At 41.0% G+C, this 22,770-nt stretch carries 19 protein-coding genes and 1 tRNA gene; 10 read left to right on the top strand and 10 right to left on the bottom strand.

The genetic code is table 11. The features are described 5' to 3' along the window. Positions 1-3 precede the first annotated feature (3 nt). Positions 4-1,170, top strand: coding sequence for a 6-bladed beta-propeller (locus DW036_RS23605; protein WP_118466433.1), 1,167 nt, complete (start codon positions 4-6; stop codon positions 1,168-1,170). An 82-nt stretch (positions 1,171-1,252) separates the two neighbouring features. On the opposite strand, the gene DW036_RS23600 is transcribed toward DW036_RS23605, so the two are convergent. From DW036_RS23600 to DW036_RS23590, 3 genes are read right to left on the bottom strand one after another with little or no spacing between them, the layout of a single operon-like run. Then, on the bottom strand, positions 1,253-1,681 hold the full coding sequence (locus DW036_RS23600; protein WP_118466432.1) for a SufE family protein: 429 nt from the start codon (positions 1,679-1,681) through the stop codon (positions 1,253-1,255). Between the two features lie 30 nt (positions 1,682-1,711). After that, positions 1,712-2,707: a M28 family peptidase gene (locus tag DW036_RS23595; RefSeq protein ID WP_118466431.1), complete on the bottom strand. Its 996-nt coding sequence runs from the start codon at positions 2,705-2,707 to the stop codon at positions 1,712-1,714. Further along, positions 2,704-3,666, bottom strand: coding sequence for an LD-carboxypeptidase (locus DW036_RS23590; RefSeq protein WP_118466430.1), 963 nt, complete (start codon positions 3,664-3,666; stop codon positions 2,704-2,706). The genes DW036_RS23595 and DW036_RS23590 overlap by 4 nt, the downstream gene beginning before the upstream one ends. 244 nt (positions 3,667-3,910) lie before the next feature. On the opposite strand from DW036_RS23590, the gene DW036_RS23585 reads away from it, so the two are divergent. Further along, positions 3,911-4,825: a phosphate acyltransferase gene (locus DW036_RS23585; RefSeq protein ID WP_118466429.1), complete on the top strand. Its 915-nt coding sequence runs from the start codon at positions 3,911-3,913 to the stop codon at positions 4,823-4,825. Positions 4,826-4,887: 62 nt separating this feature from the next. Beyond that, positions 4,888-5,970, top strand: coding sequence for a butyrate kinase (gene buk, locus DW036_RS23580; protein WP_118466428.1), 1,083 nt, complete (start codon positions 4,888-4,890; stop codon positions 5,968-5,970). 392 nt (positions 5,971-6,362) lie between these two features. Here the strand turns inward: buk and DW036_RS23575 are convergent, their stop codons facing one another. From DW036_RS23575 to pnp, 6 genes are all read right to left on the bottom strand, one after another. After that, the gene (locus DW036_RS23575; RefSeq protein WP_029426610.1) at positions 6,363-7,970 is read right to left on the bottom strand and encodes a SusD/RagB family nutrient-binding outer membrane lipoprotein; all 1,608 of its coding nucleotides are present in this window, start codon (positions 7,968-7,970) and stop codon (positions 6,363-6,365) included. Between the two features lie 24 nt (positions 7,971-7,994). Then, positions 7,995-11,402, bottom strand: coding sequence for a TonB-dependent receptor (locus tag DW036_RS23570; protein WP_118466427.1), 3,408 nt, complete (start codon positions 11,400-11,402; stop codon positions 7,995-7,997). Positions 11,403-11,588: 186 nt separating this feature from the next. Further along, a complete protein-coding gene (locus tag DW036_RS23565) occupies positions 11,589-12,524 on the bottom strand; it encodes a FecR family protein (protein ID WP_118466426.1) in 936 nt (311 codons plus the stop codon). Between the two features lie 134 nt (positions 12,525-12,658). After that, positions 12,659-12,847 (bottom strand): hypothetical protein, encoded by a 189-nt coding sequence (locus DW036_RS23560; protein WP_022391484.1) that lies wholly within the window; start codon positions 12,845-12,847, stop codon positions 12,659-12,661. Between the two features lie 89 nt (positions 12,848-12,936). Beyond that, a complete protein-coding gene (locus tag DW036_RS23555; RefSeq protein WP_022391485.1) occupies positions 12,937-13,497 on the bottom strand; it encodes an RNA polymerase sigma-70 factor in 561 nt (186 codons plus the stop codon). Between the two features lie 169 nt (positions 13,498-13,666). After that, positions 13,667-15,811: a polyribonucleotide nucleotidyltransferase gene (gene pnp / locus DW036_RS23550; RefSeq protein WP_118466451.1), complete on the bottom strand. Its 2,145-nt coding sequence runs from the start codon at positions 15,809-15,811 to the stop codon at positions 13,667-13,669. A 204-nt stretch (positions 15,812-16,015) separates the two neighbouring features. On the opposite strand from pnp, the gene DW036_RS23545 reads away from it, so the two are divergent. From DW036_RS23545 to DW036_RS23535, 3 genes are all read left to right on the top strand, one after another. Then, positions 16,016-17,167, top strand: coding sequence for a TlpA disulfide reductase family protein (locus tag DW036_RS23545; RefSeq protein ID WP_118466452.1), 1,152 nt, complete (start codon positions 16,016-16,018; stop codon positions 17,165-17,167). A gap of 184 nt (positions 17,168-17,351) precedes the next feature. Next, on the top strand, positions 17,352-17,816 hold the full coding sequence (gene greA / locus DW036_RS23540) for a transcription elongation factor GreA (protein ID WP_007662037.1): 465 nt from the start codon (positions 17,352-17,354) through the stop codon (positions 17,814-17,816). Between the two features lie 53 nt (positions 17,817-17,869). Then, positions 17,870-18,262: an HIT family protein gene (locus tag DW036_RS23535; protein WP_118466450.1), complete on the top strand. Its 393-nt coding sequence runs from the start codon at positions 17,870-17,872 to the stop codon at positions 18,260-18,262. A 101-nt stretch (positions 18,263-18,363) separates the two neighbouring features. Here the strand turns inward: DW036_RS23535 and DW036_RS23530 are convergent, their stop codons facing one another. Next, positions 18,364-19,449: a mannose-1-phosphate guanylyltransferase gene (locus DW036_RS23530; RefSeq protein ID WP_022391489.1), complete on the bottom strand. Its 1,086-nt coding sequence runs from the start codon at positions 19,447-19,449 to the stop codon at positions 18,364-18,366. Between the two features lie 157 nt (positions 19,450-19,606). Between DW036_RS23530 and DW036_RS23525 the strand changes: the two genes are divergently transcribed. From DW036_RS23525 to DW036_RS23505, 4 genes are all read left to right on the top strand, one after another. Next, positions 19,607-19,690, top strand: a tRNA-Leu gene (locus DW036_RS23525). 788 nt (positions 19,691-20,478) lie between these two features. After that, on the top strand, positions 20,479-21,141 hold the full coding sequence (locus DW036_RS23515) for a hypothetical protein (protein ID WP_118466424.1): 663 nt from the start codon (positions 20,479-20,481) through the stop codon (positions 21,139-21,141). Then, the gene (locus tag DW036_RS23510; protein WP_147401540.1) at positions 21,138-22,451 is read left to right on the top strand and encodes a hypothetical protein; all 1,314 of its coding nucleotides are present in this window, start codon (positions 21,138-21,140) and stop codon (positions 22,449-22,451) included. Before DW036_RS23515 ends, DW036_RS23510 begins: the two co-directional genes overlap by 4 nt. Positions 22,452-22,487: 36 nt before the next feature. Next, complete coding sequence (locus tag DW036_RS23505) at positions 22,488-22,670, top strand: hypothetical protein (protein WP_147401538.1); 183 nt, start codon at positions 22,488-22,490, stop codon at positions 22,668-22,670. The last annotated feature ends 100 nt before the right edge of the window (positions 22,671-22,770 follow it).

Raw genomic sequence — 22,770 nt, 5'->3', positions numbered from 1 at the left:
ATTATGAAACATATCTATTATATTATAATACTCTTTTTTTCTTTTTATTCTTGCCAAAGCAAGAATAAAAAAGAATATGGATTGTCTCAAATAGGGAACATTACTACAGAGAATCTACAAACTATAACGGTGGAAGTAGAAGACTTTAATTTTGAGAATTTAGGAAATTTCCTTGAAGCTACTTCTTATATCCAACTGGCTGCTGAACCGTTACTGACCTCCATACAGGAAGTACAAATTAAAAACGAGAAAATTTATGTGCATGATAGACTTTCCAGAATTATTTGTTACGATATGCAAGGCAATGTCATTTATAACATAGATGCTAAAGGAGCAGGACCTGGTGAATATACGAATATCAATGCTTTTGTTGTCAATGAGCAAAGCAGGGAATTAGTCATATTTGATAATTTCAGGCAATCTCTTCTATATTATAATGCAGATAATGGAGCATATATTAAAACGCAAAAGCTTGGGAAACCTGATCCTACAGCAATGGCTTCAGTGAGAGGGGTTTATTATTATGATAATAGATATCATAATAATTATCCGAATGATACGATTCTATATTATTCCTTATTGATATCGAAAGATGGCACTCGTGTGGAGCAACGCTATTTTCCGCATAATGAAGCAGAATCTTCTTATCATTTTACTCCGGGGCAACCATTCAGTTATAATGATTCAGTATTGTATTATTGCAAAAGCTTTGATAATATGGTTTATGAATTAAGACCGGAAGGTTTGAATGCTCTGTATAAGATAGAGTTGCCGGACCCTTTACCCTTTTCTAAAATAGAGGATAAAGCGGATGAGTGGGAATTGATGAAATCAAAGTATTCTATAGGATTAGAGCAAATATACGAATGTAATGATCTTCTTTATTTTCAATTTTCTAAAGATGGTTTCTTACAGTTAGGGCTTTATAATTTAGCTCAGAAGAAACAAATCTATTGCGGTAAAAGATTAGCGGATAAAGCTGGTAAGTCTGTTCCGGTTTTTCGATTAATTGATGGGGTATACAAGGGTAAATTTTGGGGAATTATCACTCCTGAAACTATTGATTATGCATTATTAGAAGAACCAAATAAGGACTATCCAGATATATTTCGTGATTATAATCCTGATACTGACAATCCGATCATTGCATTTTATAATGTGGTTAAATGACTATGTGTTGACTATTAATAAGATTGCCTGAATACATTATACAGTTATTCAGGCAATCTTTTATTTAGGTTTTCAGAATACTCTATTTACTGCTATCTTTCGCCTTGAAAGCCAACGCATACATCCGCATCTGTTTTACCATAGACAGCAAACCATTGCTACGAGTAGGAGAGAGGTGTTCTTTCAATCCTATTTTATCGATAAAGTAGAGGTCAGCATTTAGAATCTCATCCGGTGTATGTCCGGAAAGAACTTTCATTAGCAATGCAATTATACCTTTTACAATCAACGCATCACTTTCGGCTTTAAAGATTACCTTTCCGTCTACTTCGTCGGCTTGTAGCCATACACGGCTCTGACAACCTTCTATCAGATTTTGTTCCGTCTTATATTTTTCGTCGAGCGGTTCCTGCTCGTTTCCTAAGTCTATGAGGAGTTGATAGCGATCCATCCAGTCGTCAAAGTCGCTGAATTCAGTGATCACTTCGTCTTGTAGTTCATTGATACTCATGTTGCAGATTTATGATTTATAATTTATGATTTATTTTTCACTATAGATTACTTGCATTACAGTTTGTCCCACTGCTTGCAACGTAGCCTTATCAATGGCATCCATGTCATCTTTCACAGTATGCCAATGCTCAAAGAAATCTCCTTCCGGATAGTAAGGGACGATATCAATGGTTGGAATTTTGGCGTACTTGTTGATGAATGTATGGTCATCGGTCACGAAACCGCCTTTTTTTTGTACAAAATGGCGCCCGAAACCTAAGGCATTGGCTGTTTTCCAGACTTTCTCATTGACATTGGGAGCTACTTCATGAGACAAACCTTCATAACGGAATTCTGCATTCTTACCCCCTACCATGTCCAGCAGTATACCGAAGCGTGCATTATATCCTTGTACATGCGGATTACGTGCCCAATACTGTGAACCGAGTCCCCAGTATTCCTCTTTATGCGGGCCGTTGTAAGCCTGGTGTGTTCCATAATCTTCAGCATCTACAAAAACAATATCGATACCCATTTCCGGCAACTGTTTCTGCAAATGACGTGCTATTTCCAATAATACGCCTACACCGCTGGCACCGTCATTGGCACCTAAAATGGGTGTATAATGCTTTTTAGCGTCCGGGTCAGCGTCTGCCCACGGACGGCTGTCCCAATGCGAAAAAAGGACGATACGCTTTTTCGTATCCGGTTTATAGGAACCGATGATATTCCGGGCTTTTAATAATGTACCGGTATAGGCAGGTAAATCTACATATTGGTTAGTAACCTTTGCACCGAATTCAGTCAGTTTATCTGCCAGATAATTGCCACAATCCACGTGTGCCTTCGTATTGGGAACGCGTGGACCGAAGTCAACCTGTGCTTTTACATACTGATAAGCACTGTCTGCATTGAACTGTGGAACATTGACGACGCTTTTGGTTGCTGTTTCAGCGTCGTCGCTTGCCTTTTTGGTATTATTGCTGCATGCTATAAATGCAAGCAACACCAAGCATAAAGGGATGAGAGTATAATTCCGTTTCATTTTTTATCTAAATTAAAACTTAGTTTCACTTCTTTTTTTCCGGTCTCTAGCGTTACTTCCGCTCCGTTTATCATGGGTAGGTTCATACTGACATGTCCTACCGGGAAATCAAAGCAGACGGGGTAATCGTACTCTTTCACGAGGTCGGCAATGGCACCGTATAACTCTTTCCCCAAAGACTTGTTTTCCTCGTATTCCGTAAACTGTCCGATAATAAGGCCGGATAGTTTTTCTAATATGCCGCCCAATTTCAGGTTGTAGATCATACGTTCTACTGCATGCGGACGTTCGCCTACATCTTCTATAAAAAGAATGGTTCCTTCGGCAGGAATATCGTAAGGTGTGCCGCGCAATCCATAAAATACGGACAAGTTGCCACCTCGCAAAATGCCGTTGGCAGTTCCTTTATGATTTAGTTTATGTCCCGGACAAATATAGTTGAAACCGTTCTCCAAGGTTTCTACAGATTCTGCTGTTTCCGGATTAAAATGTCCGAACAGGATATCCTTGAGTGCCAGCGTGCAGAAATCATCTTCGGGTTCTACCGTCAGATGGCGTGCCATCAGCGCATGGAGTGATGCGAAACCTTCTTTCTGGAGCACATTATGTAATGCGGTAATGTCACTGAAGCCAATCAGCCATTTGGGATGTTCACGAAAGCGGGTAAAATCGAGTTTCCCTAACAGGTGCACTGCTCCGTATCCGCCACGGCTGCATAGAATAACTTTAGCCTTTTCATCATCCAGCGCATTCTGTAAATCTTCTACGCGCTGTTTGATGCTGCCTCCATACGTTCCGTGTGAGCTTCCGGCATATTTAGCCATTACCACTTCCAGTCCCCAGGACTTCAAACGCTTTTTGGCTCCTTTCAAAAAAGACTTGTCTATCTTGCTGGAAGGAGAAAGGATGATGACACGATCACCTTTTTGTACGTATGACGGAAAAATAAGGCTGCTCATAATTCAATATTTTGCGTATGGGGACAAAAGTACATAAAATAACTCAAAACGAAATTTAGTTTACACCACAGATTACACAGATTAACACAGATTTATTCTAATCATGGTGAAAAGTAATAATTTGCGTTAATCTGTGTAATCTGTGGTGTAAACTATCAAAATGAAATAAGACTTGCGAAATTTCCTGGAGTGTTATGCTGCATTTCTCGACATTTTTTCAGATATTTGCTAAAAATCTAACGTTATGGAACCTATTCGAAGCTTTGATCAACTAACCTCGCACTTGAAATCCTTGAACAAAAGGAAACGTATTGCGGTTGTTTGCGCTAATGACCCCAATACGGAATATGCTATTGCCCGCTCCCTGGAAGAAGGAATCGCTGAATTCCTGATGATCGGTGACTCTGCTGTTTTGGAAAAATATCCTACATTGAAGAAATATCCGCAATACGTCAAGACGGTGCATATAGAGGATTCCGATGAAGCAGCGCGTGAGGCTGTCCGCATTGTGCGCGAGGGTGGGGCTGATATACTGATGAAGGGTATCATCAATACCGATAACTTGCTGCGTGCCATCCTTGACAAGGAAAAAGGTTTGTTGCCCAAAGGTAAAATCCTGACTCACCTGGCTGTAATGCAGATTCCTACGTATGATAAGTTGCTGTTCTTCTCGGATGCCGCCGTAATTCCGCGGCCTACTTTGCAGCAGCGTATAGAGATGATCTGGTATGCCATCCATACTTGTCGCCACTTTGGTATCGAACAACCTCGCATTTCACTTATTCACTGTACGGAGAAGGTAAGTGCCAAGTTTCCCCATTCGTTAGATTATGTCAATATCGTGGAGCTGGCGGAAGCCGGAGAATTCGGAAATGTGATCATAGATGGTCCGTTGGACGTGAAGACTTCCTGCGAGAAGACGAGCGGTGACATCAAAGGTATTGCATCCCCTATCAATGGTGAGGCAGATGTCTTGATATTCCCCAACATCGAATCGGCCAATGCCTTTTATAAAGCTGTATCCCTGTTTGCTCATGCTGATATGGCAGGTCTGTTGCAAGGTCCTGTATGTCCGGTAGTATTGCCTTCGCGTAGTGATTCCGGGCTGTCTAAGTATTATAGTATTGCCATGGCATGCCTTACTTGTGCCTGTGATTAAAGTTGCAGGATGATAAAGTTGGTAATCCCCAATGTAAATTGTAAATCGTCAAATCGTAAATTATGAGAATTCTTGCTATCAACCCTGGTTCTACTTCAACAAAGATTGCAGTATACGAAGACACAACTCCGCTTTTGGTGCGTAACATTCGCCATTCGGTAGGAGAACTTTCCCATTTTCCTCGTGTTATCGACCAGTTTGAATTCCGCAAGAATTTGGTAATAGAAGCCTTGAAAGAGAATGGTATTCCTTTTGAATTTGATGCCATCGTAGGGCGTGGAGGATTACTGAAACCCATTCCGGGCGGAGTGTATGAGGTGAACGACGCCATGCTGGATGATATAGCCCATGCTATGAGAAGCCATGCGTGCAACTTAGGATGTCTTATTGCTTCAGAATTAGCTACTTTACTCCCTGGTTGTCGTGCCTTTATAGCCGATCCTGGTGTAGTGGATGAATTGGATGAGATAGCACGTATCACAGGTTCTCCGCTGATGCCCCGTATTACTATCTGGCATGCTTTGAACCAACGCGCCATTGCCCGTCGTTATGCTGCCGAGTTAACAGCCACTTCTCCCGAACATCCTGTGCGCTACGAAGATTTGAATCTGATTATCTGCCATTTGGGTGGTGGCATTTCTGTTGGGGCTCACCATTACGGGCGTGCCATTGATGTGAATAATGCGCTTGACGGTGAAGGTCCTTTCTCTCCCGAACGTGCGGGAACATTGCCTGCCGGGCAGTTGATTGATCTTTGTTATTCCCATCGTTTCAGGAAGGATGAACTGAAGAAACGTATTTCCGGCCATGCCGGTCTGGCAGCGCATCTTGGCACTACGGATATACCTGCCATCATAAAGTCTATTGAAGACGGAGATGAAAAAGCCGAATTGGTGCTGAATGCCATGATCTATCAGGTTGCCAAAAGTATCGGAGCTGCCGCTGTTGCGCTTTTCGGTAAAATAGATGCAATCTTGTTGACAGGCGGTATTGCCCATTCAGAGTATGTTATTTCCCGCTTGAAAGAGCGTGTATCTTTTCTTGCCCCAGTACATGTGTACCCTGGAGAAGATGAGTTGGAAGCGCTTGCTGTCAATGTTCTGGGAGCATTGCGCGGAGAGTTGCCGATACAAGTCTATAAGTGATGATTGGTGGGATATAAGCCCGACGGTTGTTTCATTCCATGAAAATTATGTTTATGCCAAATGGTAACTTCATTTACATACTGAGGTAAAGGTCGTTACATGCCGAGGTAAAGAGCGTTACAATATGGGGTAAAGGACGTTACATCCTGCGGTAAATGCTTTTACATCCTAGGGTAAATAGTAGGTAAATGTAATGCGTTGATAGAAAAAGGAGTAAAGTCCCCCAAATGACTTTACTCCTCCCAATCTTCTTTTCCTCGTAACTAATACGGAGAAAACACCACTAATCAAAATTCTATACCTTGGTCTTATTGGAATTTTCTTTTCTAAACTATATAGAACCCTCCTCTTCTTTTTTAGCCGAAGAGGAAGATTGCAGACGATTGATTCTTTTAGAATTTATTCTGTCCTACGGACCACCATAAATCTGTTCCGCCATTGTCTTGCCCACCTAAAGCATCAACCAATTGTTTGTATAATTCCGGTTGGTCAGTTTTCAGATTTGCAGGGAATGGAAGGCGACGCACCATTTTATCTGTATCTATGGTTCCGCCACTCTGGTTTGTTAATGTCTTGAACAATTTAGGATAACCTGTGCGACGTTGTTCAGCCCATGCTTCAGCTCCTTCAGGGAAGATGGCCAACCATTTCTGAGTGATGATACGTTCCAGTTTTTCTTCGTTAGAAGCACTTTCGTTCCATTTAGGAGTGATGGTGCTCATAGCTTTCATATCGTTCTTTTCAAAAAATACATCTTTATAATCTGTTGGTTTGGCATCGCTTGCCAGATAAGTGTCGACACCACTGGCGCCCCATTGCTCAAAGGAGAGACGTACACCTTTCTCGTAGCAATCTTTTACATTCTCGGTAGAGTATCCGCGTAAGGCGGCTTCTGCACGTAGAAGCCATACTTCTGCAGGTGTCATCAGTGGAGCTGGAAAGTCTGCCGTAATGGTGCAGCGTGAGTGGAATTTATAGTGGTTTACTTCTTTAGGAGTATTGAAGTTATATCCCTGTGGAATTCCCTTTTGCATACCTGTGTAGTTAAAGCGTTCTGCCGGACTGTTTTCTGCAAGCCCACCAACAGAAGGTGTGAAATACTTGTCGGTACGTGGATCATCATAACCTACCATGAAGGATTCTAAAGACGCATTCATATAAACTTCCCACCAGCTAAGGCCGATAGTACCCAATGGATTCTTATATCCGGTCTTAGTAGAAACTTCTACTATATCATTGTTTGTTTCCAATACTCCATATTTATTGGAGAGGGCTTTCTTGGCTTGTTCGGATGCCATTTGAGAATTTACGTTGGATACTCGGATAGCCAGACGTAAACGTAGGGAATTAGCCCATTTGGCATATTGCGAGTAGGTTGATTGGCTACGCATCAAGATGTCATAAGAAATCTTATCCTCTATTCCACTGGAGAGAGTTTGGTCTATTAAACTGATTGCATCATCTAAATCTGCAAACATTGCTTTATAAGCATTTTCCTGACTTACAGGCCCCGTTGCGCGATTCTCATATAGAATAGGACCATACTGATCTGTCAGACGATGCATGGTTGCTACTCTATATATCTTTATCAGAGCCATATATTGGGGAACTTCAATATCAAAATCTTCCGCTTTATTGAGTGCGGAAACTGTCTGGCTATACGAAGTGGACCAATTGCTACTATTCCAGCCGTCATTCATATTATATACAGAGTTCTCTCCGGCAAATTTAGATGCCATATCGTGAAAATATCCGGCAAACATATCAACACCTAAGTTCTGCATAGTTTGGAAAGTCCAGTCTGTGCCTTCTCCCCAGTTGTAGTTGAAATAGATGCCTTGTTGTATAGAATTGAAATACATGGTATATCCGGCATTATCCATGACCTGTTTGTCCGGATCATAAGAGCCGTCTTCGGAGTTTAAATTATCGAAATTACTTGTACAAGCGGTTATTAATAATCCGCCCATAATTAGTGTATGTATAAATTTGCTTTTCATATTACTTGCTTTTTAGATGATACGTTAGAATGTAAATTTCACATTAAAACCAATGCTGCGGGTAGTCGGCATACCGAAAACATCTACACCTTGCATATCGTTTCCTACTGACATCAGTGCGTCCGGATCGAATGGAGCATCCTTATAGAAGAAGAATAAGTTGCGTGCCACCAATGACAGGTTGATGTCTTTGAATACTTTTGTTTTCTCCATCCATTTTTCCGGGAGACTGTAGCTTACGGACAACTCGCGCAAACGTATATTGGTTCCTTTGTACATATAATATTCTGTACATCCGTTGATATCGCCAACTCTTGCATAGAAGCCTTGCACATTATTCTTTTTTTCCTCATTAGTGAATTTCTGCCCCTCGACTTCAACATAACCACGATCCATAGCGTCACCGGCAGCTTTACTGACTCCGTGGGCATCCAGTTGTCCTTGTGTGAATGACATTACGTCTCCGCCTATGCGTGCGTCTATCAGGAAATTAACCGATACGCCATAAAAGCTGAATGTGTTGCTCCAGCCCAATGTGCATTTGGGTTGGCTGTTTCCTAAGTATTGCTGGCGGTCTGTATTGAGCTCGGGGAGCCCCTCTGCGTCTAATACAATCTTTCCGCCTTCGTCGCGTTTGAACGAGTTGCCATAAAGGTCACCCAACGAACCACCTTCTTTGACAATCATACGATAGGCCATGTTGACACCCGAGCCATAAGCAAATACTTTATAGTTGTCTGCAAGCTTTTCTACCTTATTCTTATTAGTAGAGAAATTAACCTGTGTTCTCCAACGGAAGTTTTCATTTTGTACGGGTATGCCACCTACGGTTAATTCAATACCTTTATTGCTGATTTTACCAGCATTAATCATTTGGTTTTTATAGGCAGAACCCGGAAGCATTGGCACTAATAAAAATTGGTTTTTAGTTAATGTCTTATACCAAGTGAAGTCAATGTCAAAGCGATTGTGGAAAAACTTCATTTCGAAGCCGGCTTCGTAGGAAGTCGATATTTCCGGTTTTAGATTGCCGTCATTATAATCGGTTACCTGGTTAATGCTTCCGCCTATGGCGATACGCGGCTGTTGATTTGCTTTATATAGTGGCAAAGTGTTGCCGACTTGAGCTATAGAACCACGTATTTTGGCAAAATTAATCCATTCGGGCAATTCAAAAGAGTTGTGAGCTAACCATGATACACCAACTGACGGGTAGAAGAATCCGGAATCCATTTTAGACGTACCGTAAAGGGTGGAAGACCAGTCATTACGGGCTGTTAAATCCAGATAAAGTGCTTCATTCCAACCTAATTGGGCAGTTGCAAATACTGACTGCATTACTTGGCGAGCTTCATTCGTGACTGTCATATCAGTTGAAGAACCATATTTAATGTTAGTCAGAGTGAATACATTAGGGTAATATAAGCCTGCTGTATGAGAGTCGATCCGCAAACTGTTGGATTTCTGATAGTTGATAGAACCTCCCAATGCCGCGTTTAGACTGAATTTCCCCCAAGTTTTATTGAACATGGCCATCAGGTCACCGTAAGCCATAAAATCATCTCCGTTTGCATAAGCATAACGTCCATTGTCTGTTTGGTCAGCCCAGCTGCCGCCTGTCAGCGTTGTTGAGGTAGAAGCCCATGTTTTCTCTTCAGATTTGTCACTAATGTAATCTGCTGTACCACGGGTCTGCAGTTTCAGCCAATCGGTGACTTCCCAAGTAGCACTTAAAGAAGCGATGGCACGGGTACGAGTATCCTTCGTATTGATGCGATTGACCAACCAATAAGGGTTACCTTCCATTCCTTGTAAAGTTTCGGGATCTTTATACCAGTTTTGTTTGGGCATATTACGAGCCTCGTCAAGAATCTCTCCGCTTTTATAGTCTGCCATATCCAGGTCACGCGGGAATGTATAAAGTCCTACCAATGGATTCATGTACAATCCACCCGTAACAGGACGGTTGCGACCTACCTGACGCATTACATTTACATTTCCATCCAATGTCAGTTTGTCATTGAAGAACTTGCCGGTTTCGCGGAAGGTGAGGTTATGACGTTCCAGTTTGTTTTTTTCAATAATACCTTTAGCTGTTGTATTGGCATAAGAAAAATAGGTTTGCGCTTTTGCATTACCAGTTGATAAGGAAATAGAGTTGATGGCTGTAACACCGGTTCCAAAAAAATCGTCTACGTTGTCATGCTCTTTTAGGTCTGCCTTTTTCCATTTAGAATTGTACGAATTTTGGAATTCAGGTGTGGAAATAGCTTGGTCAAATGTAACATTTGCGGAATAAGTAATGCGGGTTGAACCTGCATTACCTTTTTTGGTAGTAATCATGATAACACCATTTGCAGCTTGTGAGCCATAGAGGGCAGCTGCAGAAGCTCCTTTCAGCACAGAAATGGTCTGGATGTCGTCAGGGTTCAGATTGGATATACCGTCACCGGAATCTCGGTTGCCTGAGTCTGAATTACCACCCATGACTGAAGAAGTTGTTTCTTTGGCGGAGTTCATCATTGGTACACCGTCGATGACGTATAAAGGTTGATTATTGCCCCCTTCGAAAGCTGAGCGGATACCACGGATAGAAACTTTTGCCGAGCCTCCCAAGCCTGAAGCGCTCTTATTGATCGTTACGCCTGCAATCTTGCCTTCCAATGCATTAATCATATTGGCGTCTTTCACTCGGGTTAGGTCGTCACCACCGACTTGTTGCACGGAATAAGTCAGCGAGGAGGATTTTCTTTTTATACCCATAGCGGTTACTACAACCGTTTCCAGTGACAGAGCTTCTTCCTGCATCTGTACATTGAGAGTTTGCTGCCCGTTGAGAGCAATCGTTACAGGCTGGTATCCGATAAAGCTGATAACCAGCGTTGCATTGGTTGGGGTGCTTAGTGTAAACTCACCGTCTATATTGGTAATGCAACCGTTTGTAGTTCCTTTTTCCACGACATTGGCACCGATAATGGGCTCACCTTTCGTATCGATAACAACACCTTTTACAGAGATATTTTCTTGTTGTACGGCAGCGATGATTTCACTTGTCTTTTCATTTTGTTTGGTCAGCACTATATTCTTGCCTTCCATTACATACCTGATGTCGGTACCATTAAAGATTTCGTCCAAAACTTCGGACACCGGTTGATTGTCTGCATCTACATTTACGGTGCGGCGCACGTCCACACTTTTCTTATTGTAGACAAACAAATACTCGGTCTGAGCCTCGATTTTATCGAGGATTTCGCCTACTCGTAACTCAGAACGAGGGATGTTAATTCTTGCGTTCTGAGAATGGCTACTATTACTGTACGCCTGGAACGTTACAAACAAGAGAAGGAATAGTGTGATCTTCATAGTTCGTAATATTTGCTTAAATACTAAACTTTTTGGGCAAAAAAGCCCATTCAAAGAAATTTTTCTCATATCTTTGTAATGTGTTAAGTTAATAAATTGATTAAGGTCGATTTTTGACTGTTTCGGATCGGAAAGTATGGGGGTACTTTCCGATCTTTTTTGTGGGGGAATTGGCTGACTGTTTCTTCTATTTCATAATGTCTTTCTGTTTAAAGGGTTAGCACTAAATTTTAAGGTTTTATCTTTGATATCAAATTATTTCTCGTAAATGAAAATCGAATCTTTTTCTTCATTGATGCTGAATTCAAAAGGATGGTCTTTTGAAATGGTTCGAAGAATATGCTCTACACCATCCTGTTCGCGGAATTTTCCAGTACAACTGTCATAGTCCAGCAACTTGGGATCGGAAACGGTTATTCTTACATTATAATACTTTTCAAGTTTAGTAAGGATACAATTGAACGGTACATCGTCAAAGCAATACAATCCTTCCTTCCACCGCAGATATTCATAAGAAGGAAGTATGACTTTTTTGCATTTTCCGTCGTAGTTTCCAAAGAATTCATCTTTTTGCAAACGGGTAATGACTTTGTTGTTATTGGTGGGATAAATGTCTACAATACCTTCTACAAGAGTCGTTTCGAATTCTTTGCTGCCTCTGTAGGCACAAACATTGAAGCAGGTACCTACTACCTTTACTTTATTCATTTCGGTGTGTACATAGAAGGGGATATCTTTATTTTTTGCCACTTCAAAGTAGGCTTCACCATCCAGTTCCACGTTTCTTTCGCTACGTCCGAAGTTGGAGGCATAAGTTAATGTGGACTGTGCATTCAACCATACACGTGTACCGTCAGCAAGGGTGATTTGTGCACGTTGCCCGGCAGGGACAGTAATGGTTTGCGGTTGGGCGAGTTGATTATAGAGGTAATCGTTTGTCATGAAGTAGCCGCATACACCTATGATGATAACGGCAGCTACGCGCATTCCCCATTTGAGTATCGGAGCCAGACGGAGTGTCTTTTTCTTGCTGCTCTGTCTGTCAGAGAATAGGGCCACATCAAATATCATACGCTCTTTCAGGAAAGCTTCTCGGTTTTCCTCTGAGGCTTTCACCCAATCAAGGATGCGCTTTTCTTCTTCAATAGTGGCGGTTCCTCTAAAATACTTATATAATAGTTCTTGATTCATGACGTACTTAAATGGTTAATTAAATAAGGGAGGTTTTTTCTGCCCTTCTATAATTAATACAGGTAAGTCCGTCACTACCCTAACGGGAAATGAAACTTTTTTTGTTTTATGAAATAATAAAGCTATTTACTGCATCAATCTACTGCGTTGGGAATGATGGATACAATGTAGCATTCGTCCGAAGCTTCGGCTTTAAATAGATTGTAAGCAATGCCTATGGCTTCCTCCGGGGAGTTTGCTTCAATATTCTTGTTGACATTCAGGGTTTCAAAAATTTGTTCTCCCTCGATAAGCACGTAGTATATTATTACAATATATCTCATAACTACCATGTTTAATAGCCAGCAATATTACTGATGCTGCAAACATATGCCTTTTATTTATATTATCAAAGAAAAGCAGAAGAGTTTTATCAGAGAAGAATAGAAGTCAGATAATCTTTTAGTTCCACACGAAGAATACGTAAAGCTTTCGTGATATGGAACTCCACTGTTTTGAGGGAAACGTTCAGTTGTTCTGCTATTTTTTTATTCGGTAGGTTGCTATAACGGCTGAGCATGAATATTTCACGGCTTTGAGGTGGCATCTTTTCCAGAGCTTTATTCACGATGTGCTGTATTTCTGTGCTGAATATTTTGTCGGGTTCGCAATCCTTTAAAGTAGCAATGCGCAAATCCAGTTCGCGCTGACGGTGCGAATTCAGATCTTCCTCAATACGTAGACGTGTTTGTTCACGTTCCAGGTAGTTGAGAGCTTTATTCTTGATAATGGTAAGGAGCAGGGAATGCAAACCTTTATCTTCTTCCCAACGGTCGCGACATTCCCACAGAGAGATCATGGATTCCATTAAAATATCCTCTGCTTCTGCCCAACTTCTGGTATAGGAGTAGGCAAAGGCAAGGAATTTTTCCTGGTTCTCCCGAAAGAAACGAGAAAATAAATCCATAGTATGTAGGCTTCCGGCTAAAGGCATTTTTAAATATTCTCCTTCTTATTTAAGGTTAATATTGTAAAGTAACATAATCTTTTCGGAATACGCAAAAGTATGAAAAGATTTTTCTGGTTTCCCTCTTTCTTTTTTTGCAAAAAGAAAGCCCGGCGGATTTCCGTCGGGCTTTATATACTAAAGAATAAGGAATTTCTTATTTCTTTTCAGGTCTTTCCTGTCTTTCCGGTCTTGGAAGCAATACTTTACGGGAAAGCTTGAACTTACCGGTCTTCGGGTCGATATCGAGTAATTTCACTTCGATTTCGTCACCTTCTTTGATACCGGCTTCTTCTACTGTTTCCAGACGTTTCCAGTCAATTTCAGAGATGTGGAGTAAACCGTCTTTACCCGGAAGGAATTCTACGAAAGCACCATAAGGCATTACGGAACGTACCTTGCCTTTGTATACTTCGCCAACTTCCGGTACAGCAACGATGCCCTTGATCAGACGCATAGCATCATCAATGCTCTTCTTGTTGGTTCCGGAGATTTCGATTCTTCCGATGTTGTCTACTTCTTCGATAGTGATGGTAGCACCTGTTTCTTCCTGCATACCTTGGATAATCTTTCCACCAGGGCCGATTACTGCACCGATGAATTCTTTAGGAATAGTCATCGTTTCAATGCGCGGAGCATGAGGTTTCAGTTCTTCACGTGGTTCCTGGATGGTTTCCAGAATCTTACCGAGGATGTGCATACGTCCTTCTTTGGCTTGGTTCAAAGCGCGTTCCAGAATATCGAATGACAGACCGTCTACCTTGATATCCATCTGAGTGGCGGTGATACCATTCTTGGTTCCTGTTACTTTGAAGTCCATGTCGCCCAAGTGATCTTCGTCACCAAGGATGTCGGACAATACAGCATATTTGTCTTCGCCCGGATTTTTAATCAATCCCATGGCGATACCTGATACCGGTTGTTTGATCTTCACACCTGCATCCATCAATGCCAGTGTTCCGGCACATACGGTAGCCATAGAAGAAGAACCATTAGATTCAAGAATATCGGATACTACGCGTACTACATACGGATAGTCAGCAGGAATTTGTCCTTTCAGTGCACGCCATGCCAGATGACCATGACCGATTTCACGACGGCCTACGCCACGTTGTGCTTTGGCTTCTCCGGTAGAGAACGGAGGGAAGTTATAGTGCAATAGGAAACGTTCCTTGCCATGTTCCAGTACATCGTCGATGATCTTCTCATCCAACTTGGTACCCAGGGTAACAGTAGATAGGGATTGAGTTTCACCACGGGTGAAGATTGCAGAACCGTGAGGTCCAGGCAGATAACTGATTTCGCTCCAGATAGGGCGGATCTCGTCAGTCTTACGTCCATCAAGGCGCTTGCCTTCGTCCAGGATGCTGCGGCGCATAGCCTCTTTCTCTACATCATGGTAGTAACGGTCGATCAGTGCTGCTTTTTCGCTCAATTCTTCTTCGCTGAACTGTGCTTTAAATTCTTCGCGGATAGCATCGAAAGCATCCATGCGTTCGTGCTTATTTTTGTTGCCGGAAGCTGCAATAGCATAAGCTTTTGCATAGCAAGCTTCGTGAACAGCTTTGCGCAGTTCTTCGTCGTTTACTTCGTGGCAATATTCGCGTTTTACGGTAGAACCCACTGCTTCTGCCAATTCTTTCTGAGCTTGACATTGTACTTTGATTGCTTCGTGAGCTGCTTTCATGGCGTTCAACAAGTCAAGTTCGGAAACTTCACTCATTTCACCTTCTACCATCATGATGTTTTCGTAAGTAGCACCTACCATGAGGTCCATGTCAGCTTTTTCCAGTTGGTCGAAAGTTGGGTTGATAACGAACTGTCCGTCGATGCGTGCTACGCGTACTTCGGAAATCGGTCCGTTGAAAGGAATATCTGAAACAGCGAGGGCAGCAGAAGCTGCAAGTCCTGCCAAGGCATCAGGCATATCAACGCCGTCGGCAGAATAGAGGATGATGTTTACATATACCTCTGCGTGATAATTATCGGGGAATAAGGGGCGGAGAGCACGGTCAACAAGGCGGCAGGTCAGGATCTCATAATCCGAAGCGCGTCCTTCACGCTTGGTGAAACCGCCGGGAAAACGTCCGAATGCGGAGAATTTTTCTTTGTACTCTACCTGTAACGGCATGAAATCTGTTCCGGGAACTGCGTCCTTAGCGGCACAAACAGTAGCAAGAAGCATGGTGTTACCCATACGAAGCATTACAGAACCGTCTGCCTGTTTTGCCAGCTTTCCCGTTTCGAGTGTGATGGTTCTGCCATCAGGAAGCTCGATCGTCTTAACAATTGGGTTAATCATAAAAAATGTTTTATCTATATTTTCTTTCAAAATTCGTGCAAAGATACATATTTATTCATGTAATCAGGTGGGAATGAGATAAAAAAGTTTATAATTGACTATTTTTTTGAGTTTCCGTGTGGAAGATGCAATGAAAATGCTTTGACTAAACTTGAAAAGAGCTATATTTGCACGTTCGTTCTAATAGAAATTAAGAAGCTAAATATGAAAAAGATCTGTATTGTTGCGCTTGCCGCTTTGGCTTTGAGCGCATGTAATTCTGAACCGAAATTCAAAGTTGAAGGCGAAGTTTCAGGTGCCGACGGTAAAATGCTGTATCTGGAAGCTGCTGCTTTGGAGGGTATCGTACCCTTGGATTCTGTTAAATTGAAGGGTGACGGTTCTTTCAGTTTCAAACAAACACGTCCGGAGTCTCCGGAGTTTTACCGCCTTCGTGTGGACGACAAGGTTATCAATTTCTCAGTAGATTCTACGGAAACTATCGGGCTGAAAGCTCCGTATGCTGATTTTGCTACTGCTTATACGGTGGAGGGCTCGGCAAATAGTACCAAGATAAAAGAACTGACATTGAAACAAGTGCAGTTGCAAAATGAGGTGAATGAGTTGGTGAAGAAGATGCAAGCTCATCAGATAGGTGCTGATGTGTTTGAAGAGAAACTGGCTACCTTGATGAAGGACTATAAAGATGAAGTGAAAACAAAATATATCTTTTCTGCTCCCAACACGGCGGCTGCTTATTTCGCTTTATTCCAGAAGCTGAATAATTATCTTATTTTCGATCCTTTGAACAGTAAAGAGGATATCAAGTGTTTTGCTGCTGTAGCAACCAGCCTGAATAACTATTATCCGCATGCCGTACGCTCTAAAAACCTTTATAATATTGTGATTAAGGGAATGAAAAATACCCGTACACCACAGCAGAAAGTTCTGGAGTTGCCGGAAGAGGCGATTTCTGAAACTGGTATCATCGATATCGCTCTTCGTGATATGAAAGGCAACACTCATAAACTGAGTGAACTGAAAGGTAAAGTTGTATTGCTTGACTTCACCATTTACCAGAGTGCAGCTTCTGCTCCCCATAATTTCTTGTTGAATGACCTTTATACTAAATATAAAGACCAGGGACTGGTGATTTATCAGGTTTCGCTGGATGCAGACGAACATTTTTGGAAAACAACTGCTGACAATCTACCCTGGATTTGTGTAAGAGATGCCAATGGAATTTACTCAAATGTGGCCGGCATGTATAACGTTAAGGAGGTTCCTTCGTTGTTCCTGATCAACCGGAATAGTGAATTGAGTGCTCGTGGAGAGACCATAAAAGACTTGGATGCTGCTGTGAAAGCACTGTTGTAACTTGTTATAAATTAGAAGTTTTTATTTAAATATGTTACATAGCAGCAATTTTTGCTTGACACGCATTGTTTAAAAGGCTATCTTTGCAAAAGAAAAATCGAAAGAGGGTTCCAGCATGCTGACCATGTTGGAATTCTTTTTTGTTATATAATACCATTTAGAAACTAAAAAGGAGGAAAAAAGTATGGCTTATATGTCAGAAGATGGCTACAAGAAATTGATGGCTGAACTGAAAGAATTGGAGACGGTAGAACGTCCTAAGATTTCGGCTGCAATAGCCGAAGCACGTGATAAAGGTGACCTGTCGGAGAATGCAGAGTATGATGCTGCCAAAGAGGCTCAGGGCATGCTTGAGATGAAAATCAATAAATTGAAGACGATTATAGCAGATGCCAAGATTATTGATGAGTCTAAGCTGAAAACAGACTCCGTGCAGATATTGAACAAGGTAGAGCTGAAGAACGTGAAGAACGGCATGAAGATGACCTACACTATCGTTTCGGAAAGCGAAGCTAACCTGAAAGAAGGTAAGATTTCTGTTAACACTCCCATTGCACAAGGCTTACTTGGCAAGAAGGTAGGTGAGGTAGCCGAGATCAAAGTACCGCAGGGTATGGTTAACCTTGAAGTAATGAACATATCATTTTAATGTAAAGGCAGGTCCGCATGCGGGCTTGCCTTAATTTATATATCATAAAAGCTATGGCAACAATATTCAGTAGAATTATCGCAGGTGAAATACCGAGCTATAAGGTGGTAGAGGATGATAAATTCTTTGCGTTTCTGGACATCAATCCGTTGGTGAAAGGTCATACGTTGGTCGTTCCCAAGCAGGAAGTGGATTATATCTTTGATTTGAGTGACGAAGATTTGGCAGCAATGCATGTTTTCGCCAAGAAAGTGGCATGTGCCATCGAGAAAGCTTTTCCTTGTAAGAAAGTAGGTGAAGCGGTGATTGGCTTAGAAGTACCTCATGCGCATATACATCTCATTCCTATCCAGAAAGAATCGGATATGCTGTTCTCTAATCCGAAACTGAAGCTTTCTGATGAAGAATTTAAAGCAATTGCCGAAGCGATTCGTACAGCACTCTAAAAATAAAACTCCTTCCTTTTGATAATAAGAACGGGGACTGAATTTGCTTCAGTCCCCGTTTCCTTTATTTCGGTTTGAAAGTCTATGTCTCCATTTTCCGATTAAATATAATCTTCACCTAATTTTATTTGTGCATCGTTTACATATTTACGGATGGAATGTTCTTCGTCTTTTTTGCAGATGAGCAGCACATTGTCTGACTCGGCAATAAGATAACCTTCCAGTCCATCGATGACAGCGAGCTTATTTTCCGGGAGTACTACAACATTTCCTTTGCTATTGTATAATAATGACTGGCATTTCAGCGTCACATTTCCTTCCTCATCTTTTGGAGATAAGTCGTAAAGAGAACCCCATGTTCCTAAGTCGGACCAACCGAAATCTCCTAATGAAACATATACATTGTCGGCCTTTTCCATGATGCCGAAATCAACGGAGACATTGGGGCATGCAGGGAAGTTCTCATCAATAAAAGCCTTTTCGGCTGGAGTACCATACACGTCTTTACCCGGAACCAATTTAGAAGCCAGTTCGGGGAGTAATGCCTCTACAGCCTTAATGACAGAGTTTACATTCCACATGAAGAGTCCGGAATTCCAATAAAATTCTCCACTTTCTACGAATACTTTAGCTAATTCCAACTCTGGCTTTTCTGTGAAGGTTTTTACTTTGTAGAAATTATCTCCGCTTTGTTCGGCTATCTGTATATAGCCATAGCCTGTTTCAGGACGATTCGGTTTGATGCCGAGAGTAAGTAGTTTTTCTGATTGTGATACGAAAGATAAGCCTCTTTCGATAGCATCAAGGAATTCACCCTCTTTCAGAATCAAATGGTCGGATGGGGCTACCACAATATTTGCATTTGGGTTCAATGCGCGGATGTGGTAGGCTGCCCATGCAATGCAAGGAGCTGTATTTCTGCGTGTAGGTTCCAGTAATATCTGTTCAGGATTCAATTCGGGCAGTTGCTCCTTTACGAGGTCGGCATACAGGTCGTTTGTAACAATAAGTATGTTCTCCGTAGGAATAACTTTGTTGAAGCGGTCGAAAGTTTGTTGTAAGAGTGATCTTCCTGTGCCGAAGAAGTCCAGAAACTGTTTTGGAAGTGTTTTTCGACTGAATGGCCAGAACCGGCTACCGATGCCGCCCCCCATGATAACACAAAAATTATCCTTATTTGTTGTCATATCGTTTGTTTTAAAAGTTTCTGCTAAAGTACACTATATTTTGGAAACACGGAATGTTTGCAGAATGTTTTATGACTTTTTTCTCCTTTTTTTAGGAAAAGTATTGCAGGTTTAGAAAAAAGCTGTATCTTTGCACCGCAATTGAGAAATCAAGCATGCCCAGATGGCGGAATCGGTAGACGCGCTGGTCTCAAACACCAGTGGATTCACTTCCATCCCGGTTCGACCCCGGGTCTGGGTACAAGTAGAATGGCTAAGTATTTGGATATCAATACTTAGCTGTTTTCTTTTTGCCTTATCTGTTCCCGATTTGTTCCCACAGGGTTTCATTCTCCTCCCTCGCTAAATGTGGTTGAACGTCTTTAAACATGATTATGGTGACGACAAATAGCAAACAGATTCGATTTTGCACATCCCTCCTCTAAAAAAATAAGGGCTTTTAGAGGTTTTTGATATACGGCCTTCTTTTTCCTCATGTAAGGTTTAAAACCGCCATAAGAACATGGTATAGATGGAAATCTGACGGTGAGTAGAGCTTCGTTAAACCCGAAAGACTGACGAAGTGCTATAAGGTTCGGCCTTTTTATACCTTCGTTGATTTGAATGGAAGAGAGAGTAAGAAAGTTTTGTCAAGGAATTATCTTTTACCGCTGAAAAACAGATTCTTAAACGCTTGGAAAGCCAATAGAGGTACAAAAAGAGGGAAAATGAGCCTAGAAATGCTGTTTTTTACCTATCAGTGAGAGCTTTTTATGGGGATTTCATTACCTTTGTATTTGGATTTGGGAAACCCTGTCCGAGACATAGAAATTAAGAAGCATTATGCTTATCTTGTGAATTGGAAACGTAGGAAATTTCACAATTACACACAAGGGTGGCATAGTGGTTCTCACGCTATAGCGTGGACTGCTATTACTACACTCGTGTGTACAGGTCTCCTACGACCTCCAATTCAGAACGTGGCATTTGCAGTTCCACGCTTCAACGTAAATTTAAACGCCAATAAGGGACTGAGAGGCTGTTTTTAATATGAAAAAAGCAATAATTATTTTATTTCTTATATGTATATGCTTATATTCATGTAAGGAAGAGGATGAGACATTCATTGAGGACACTCAAATAAAGAACACAAATCTTGAATATGAGATTTTTGACGAGCCAATAGAAAATTTTCAATATGGTTTAGTTACAACAGATAGTGTTTACTATTTATTTGAAGATAACGATAGCATTGATGGTTATGTTTGCTATATTGGTCAGAAAAAAGGAAAAGATTTGCCACTTGTTGTTAAAATAGACACATTGGGAGTTATAAGAAGTCTTTTTTGCGAAAACACATTTTATGATTTTAGATATAAGGAAGAAACGTTTGACATTGTAATATCATCGCAAAATGAGAATAAAACAATATCTGACATATCATACAGTATCTTTAATACAATTCCCTCGAAATCAAATGCAGCAAAAACAAGAACAACGGGTTCATCAGATGGTATGGATGGATGGGCGAATATGGCAAATAAGATAGGTACAATTGCTTCAATTGGGGACATTGCGTCAAATCCAAACGCCTTGTCATCTAAAGTTGGAGTGCTGACAATTATTGGTGGAATGTCGAACAATAAATATGTTCGCCGGCCAGCAATTGCAATAGACCTCATAATGTCGCTTAGAAATGGGGGGGATCTGTGATGGGGGCTATATCCATAGCTAAAGAATGGCGCGATGAAGAATGGTTTGGGGATGTAGTGGTTACGACGTTAGGGGCGGAACGCATTACAGATTCACATTATCGAGTATATTGTCAAGTCAATAATTTCGACAAAATATCCCATTCAGATATTATGGGGACAAGAATCATAATGCGTTTAGAAAAACGTCCTGTAATCCTCGGCTCATATCTTTCAGGAAACAATTTGGTTAGCTTGTCTAAAGATGTAACAAAAGACGGCGTGTATTACTTTGAGTTTGACAACATGGAGTTAGGACAAATATATTGTTTCCAACCACATTTATATCGCACATGGACTGAATTTCATAGTGCAGTAGAAAATATGGCTGTTTCAGACATATTTATAAATGGAGGAAATATAGGTAGTATTTCGGTTGCTGATTGTAAGTCCGATGTCTTCATGTACGGTGAAATAGGCACGTTTGCCACAAATTCTTCATCTATAGAATCGATTGAAATTTCAAAATGCGAAGCTAAACGAGGAAAGATTAATTTTGTATTGACTGTAAAGGGGACGGCGTTTGCTGCTCCCAACAATGATGAAGAGACTATTGGACAAGGAAGCATAGGCGTTTATACTTTAAAGGACGGAGAGTATGAATATTATCCAGCGAACGAAATAAATGGGAATAATTTCTCATCAGAATTATCTTTTGAAGGGTCTATTTACACCATGGACAATATTGATTACTCAAATTTTATTGCATCAAAGCCAATAGAAATAGGTTCATATATAATGGCATATAAACAAAATGGTCAATATGACTACGACAAAATATATTATTATTCAGATACTCAAAATTATGAATTGTATTATAATGAACGTCCTACGATTAATTTCAATAGTGTTGAAATAACAGGAACATATACAGGTCAAGAAATCAATGGAAAAATTTATGATTATGTAACTCATTTTAGATTCAACTATTCTATTAAGGGTTGCTTTTGGATGAATAGTTTACAATATACCATCCAACAATCAAATTGGAATAATCATTGGAGCACAGACTATGAATTCTCTGATGGAACATTCAATGCTTCAGGAATATCTTACTATTCCAATTCTGATGGCTCGCATACCTCGTATTATGACATTGAACTTTTGGATGGCTCTCATATTCAAAGTACGAACTATCTAATCTTTCTAGGAGATGGAACTTGTATTAATAATGCATATATTTCGAATAGTAGTTCCACAAAGGCAAAAGTGCGTAAAAACATTATGGCAATACATGGTATTCAGTCCTCATGTGGTAGTGAAAGTGATTAATTATGTCTTAAACGATTGACCAAACAAGTAACCGAAATGTGTAGAAGCTATGACATAACAGACGGTAAGTTCATGTGTACACTATTCGATTTCTGCACACATACCGTAACCATTTCCACTGAACATATTCCTTGCGTGGATGCCAGCGGCAACGACTACAATATCTTGGTGAGGTTCATCCCTGCCAAGCATTTGATTCCATACGAATTCAGTGGATGAAATTCTTGGAATGCGAGTGAAAAATCCCATAAGTTATCTGTTGACGAATGGATACAACACAAGTACAACAAAATGACTGATGGATTGCCCCAGATATAGA

Source organism: Bacteroides sp. AF39-11AC, from assembly GCF_003474285.1.
Classification (GTDB): Bacteria; Bacteroidota; Bacteroidia; order Bacteroidales; family Bacteroidaceae; genus Bacteroides.
Note: the sequence above shows the minus strand (reverse complement) of the source record. Positions and strands in the feature narration are given on the sequence as shown.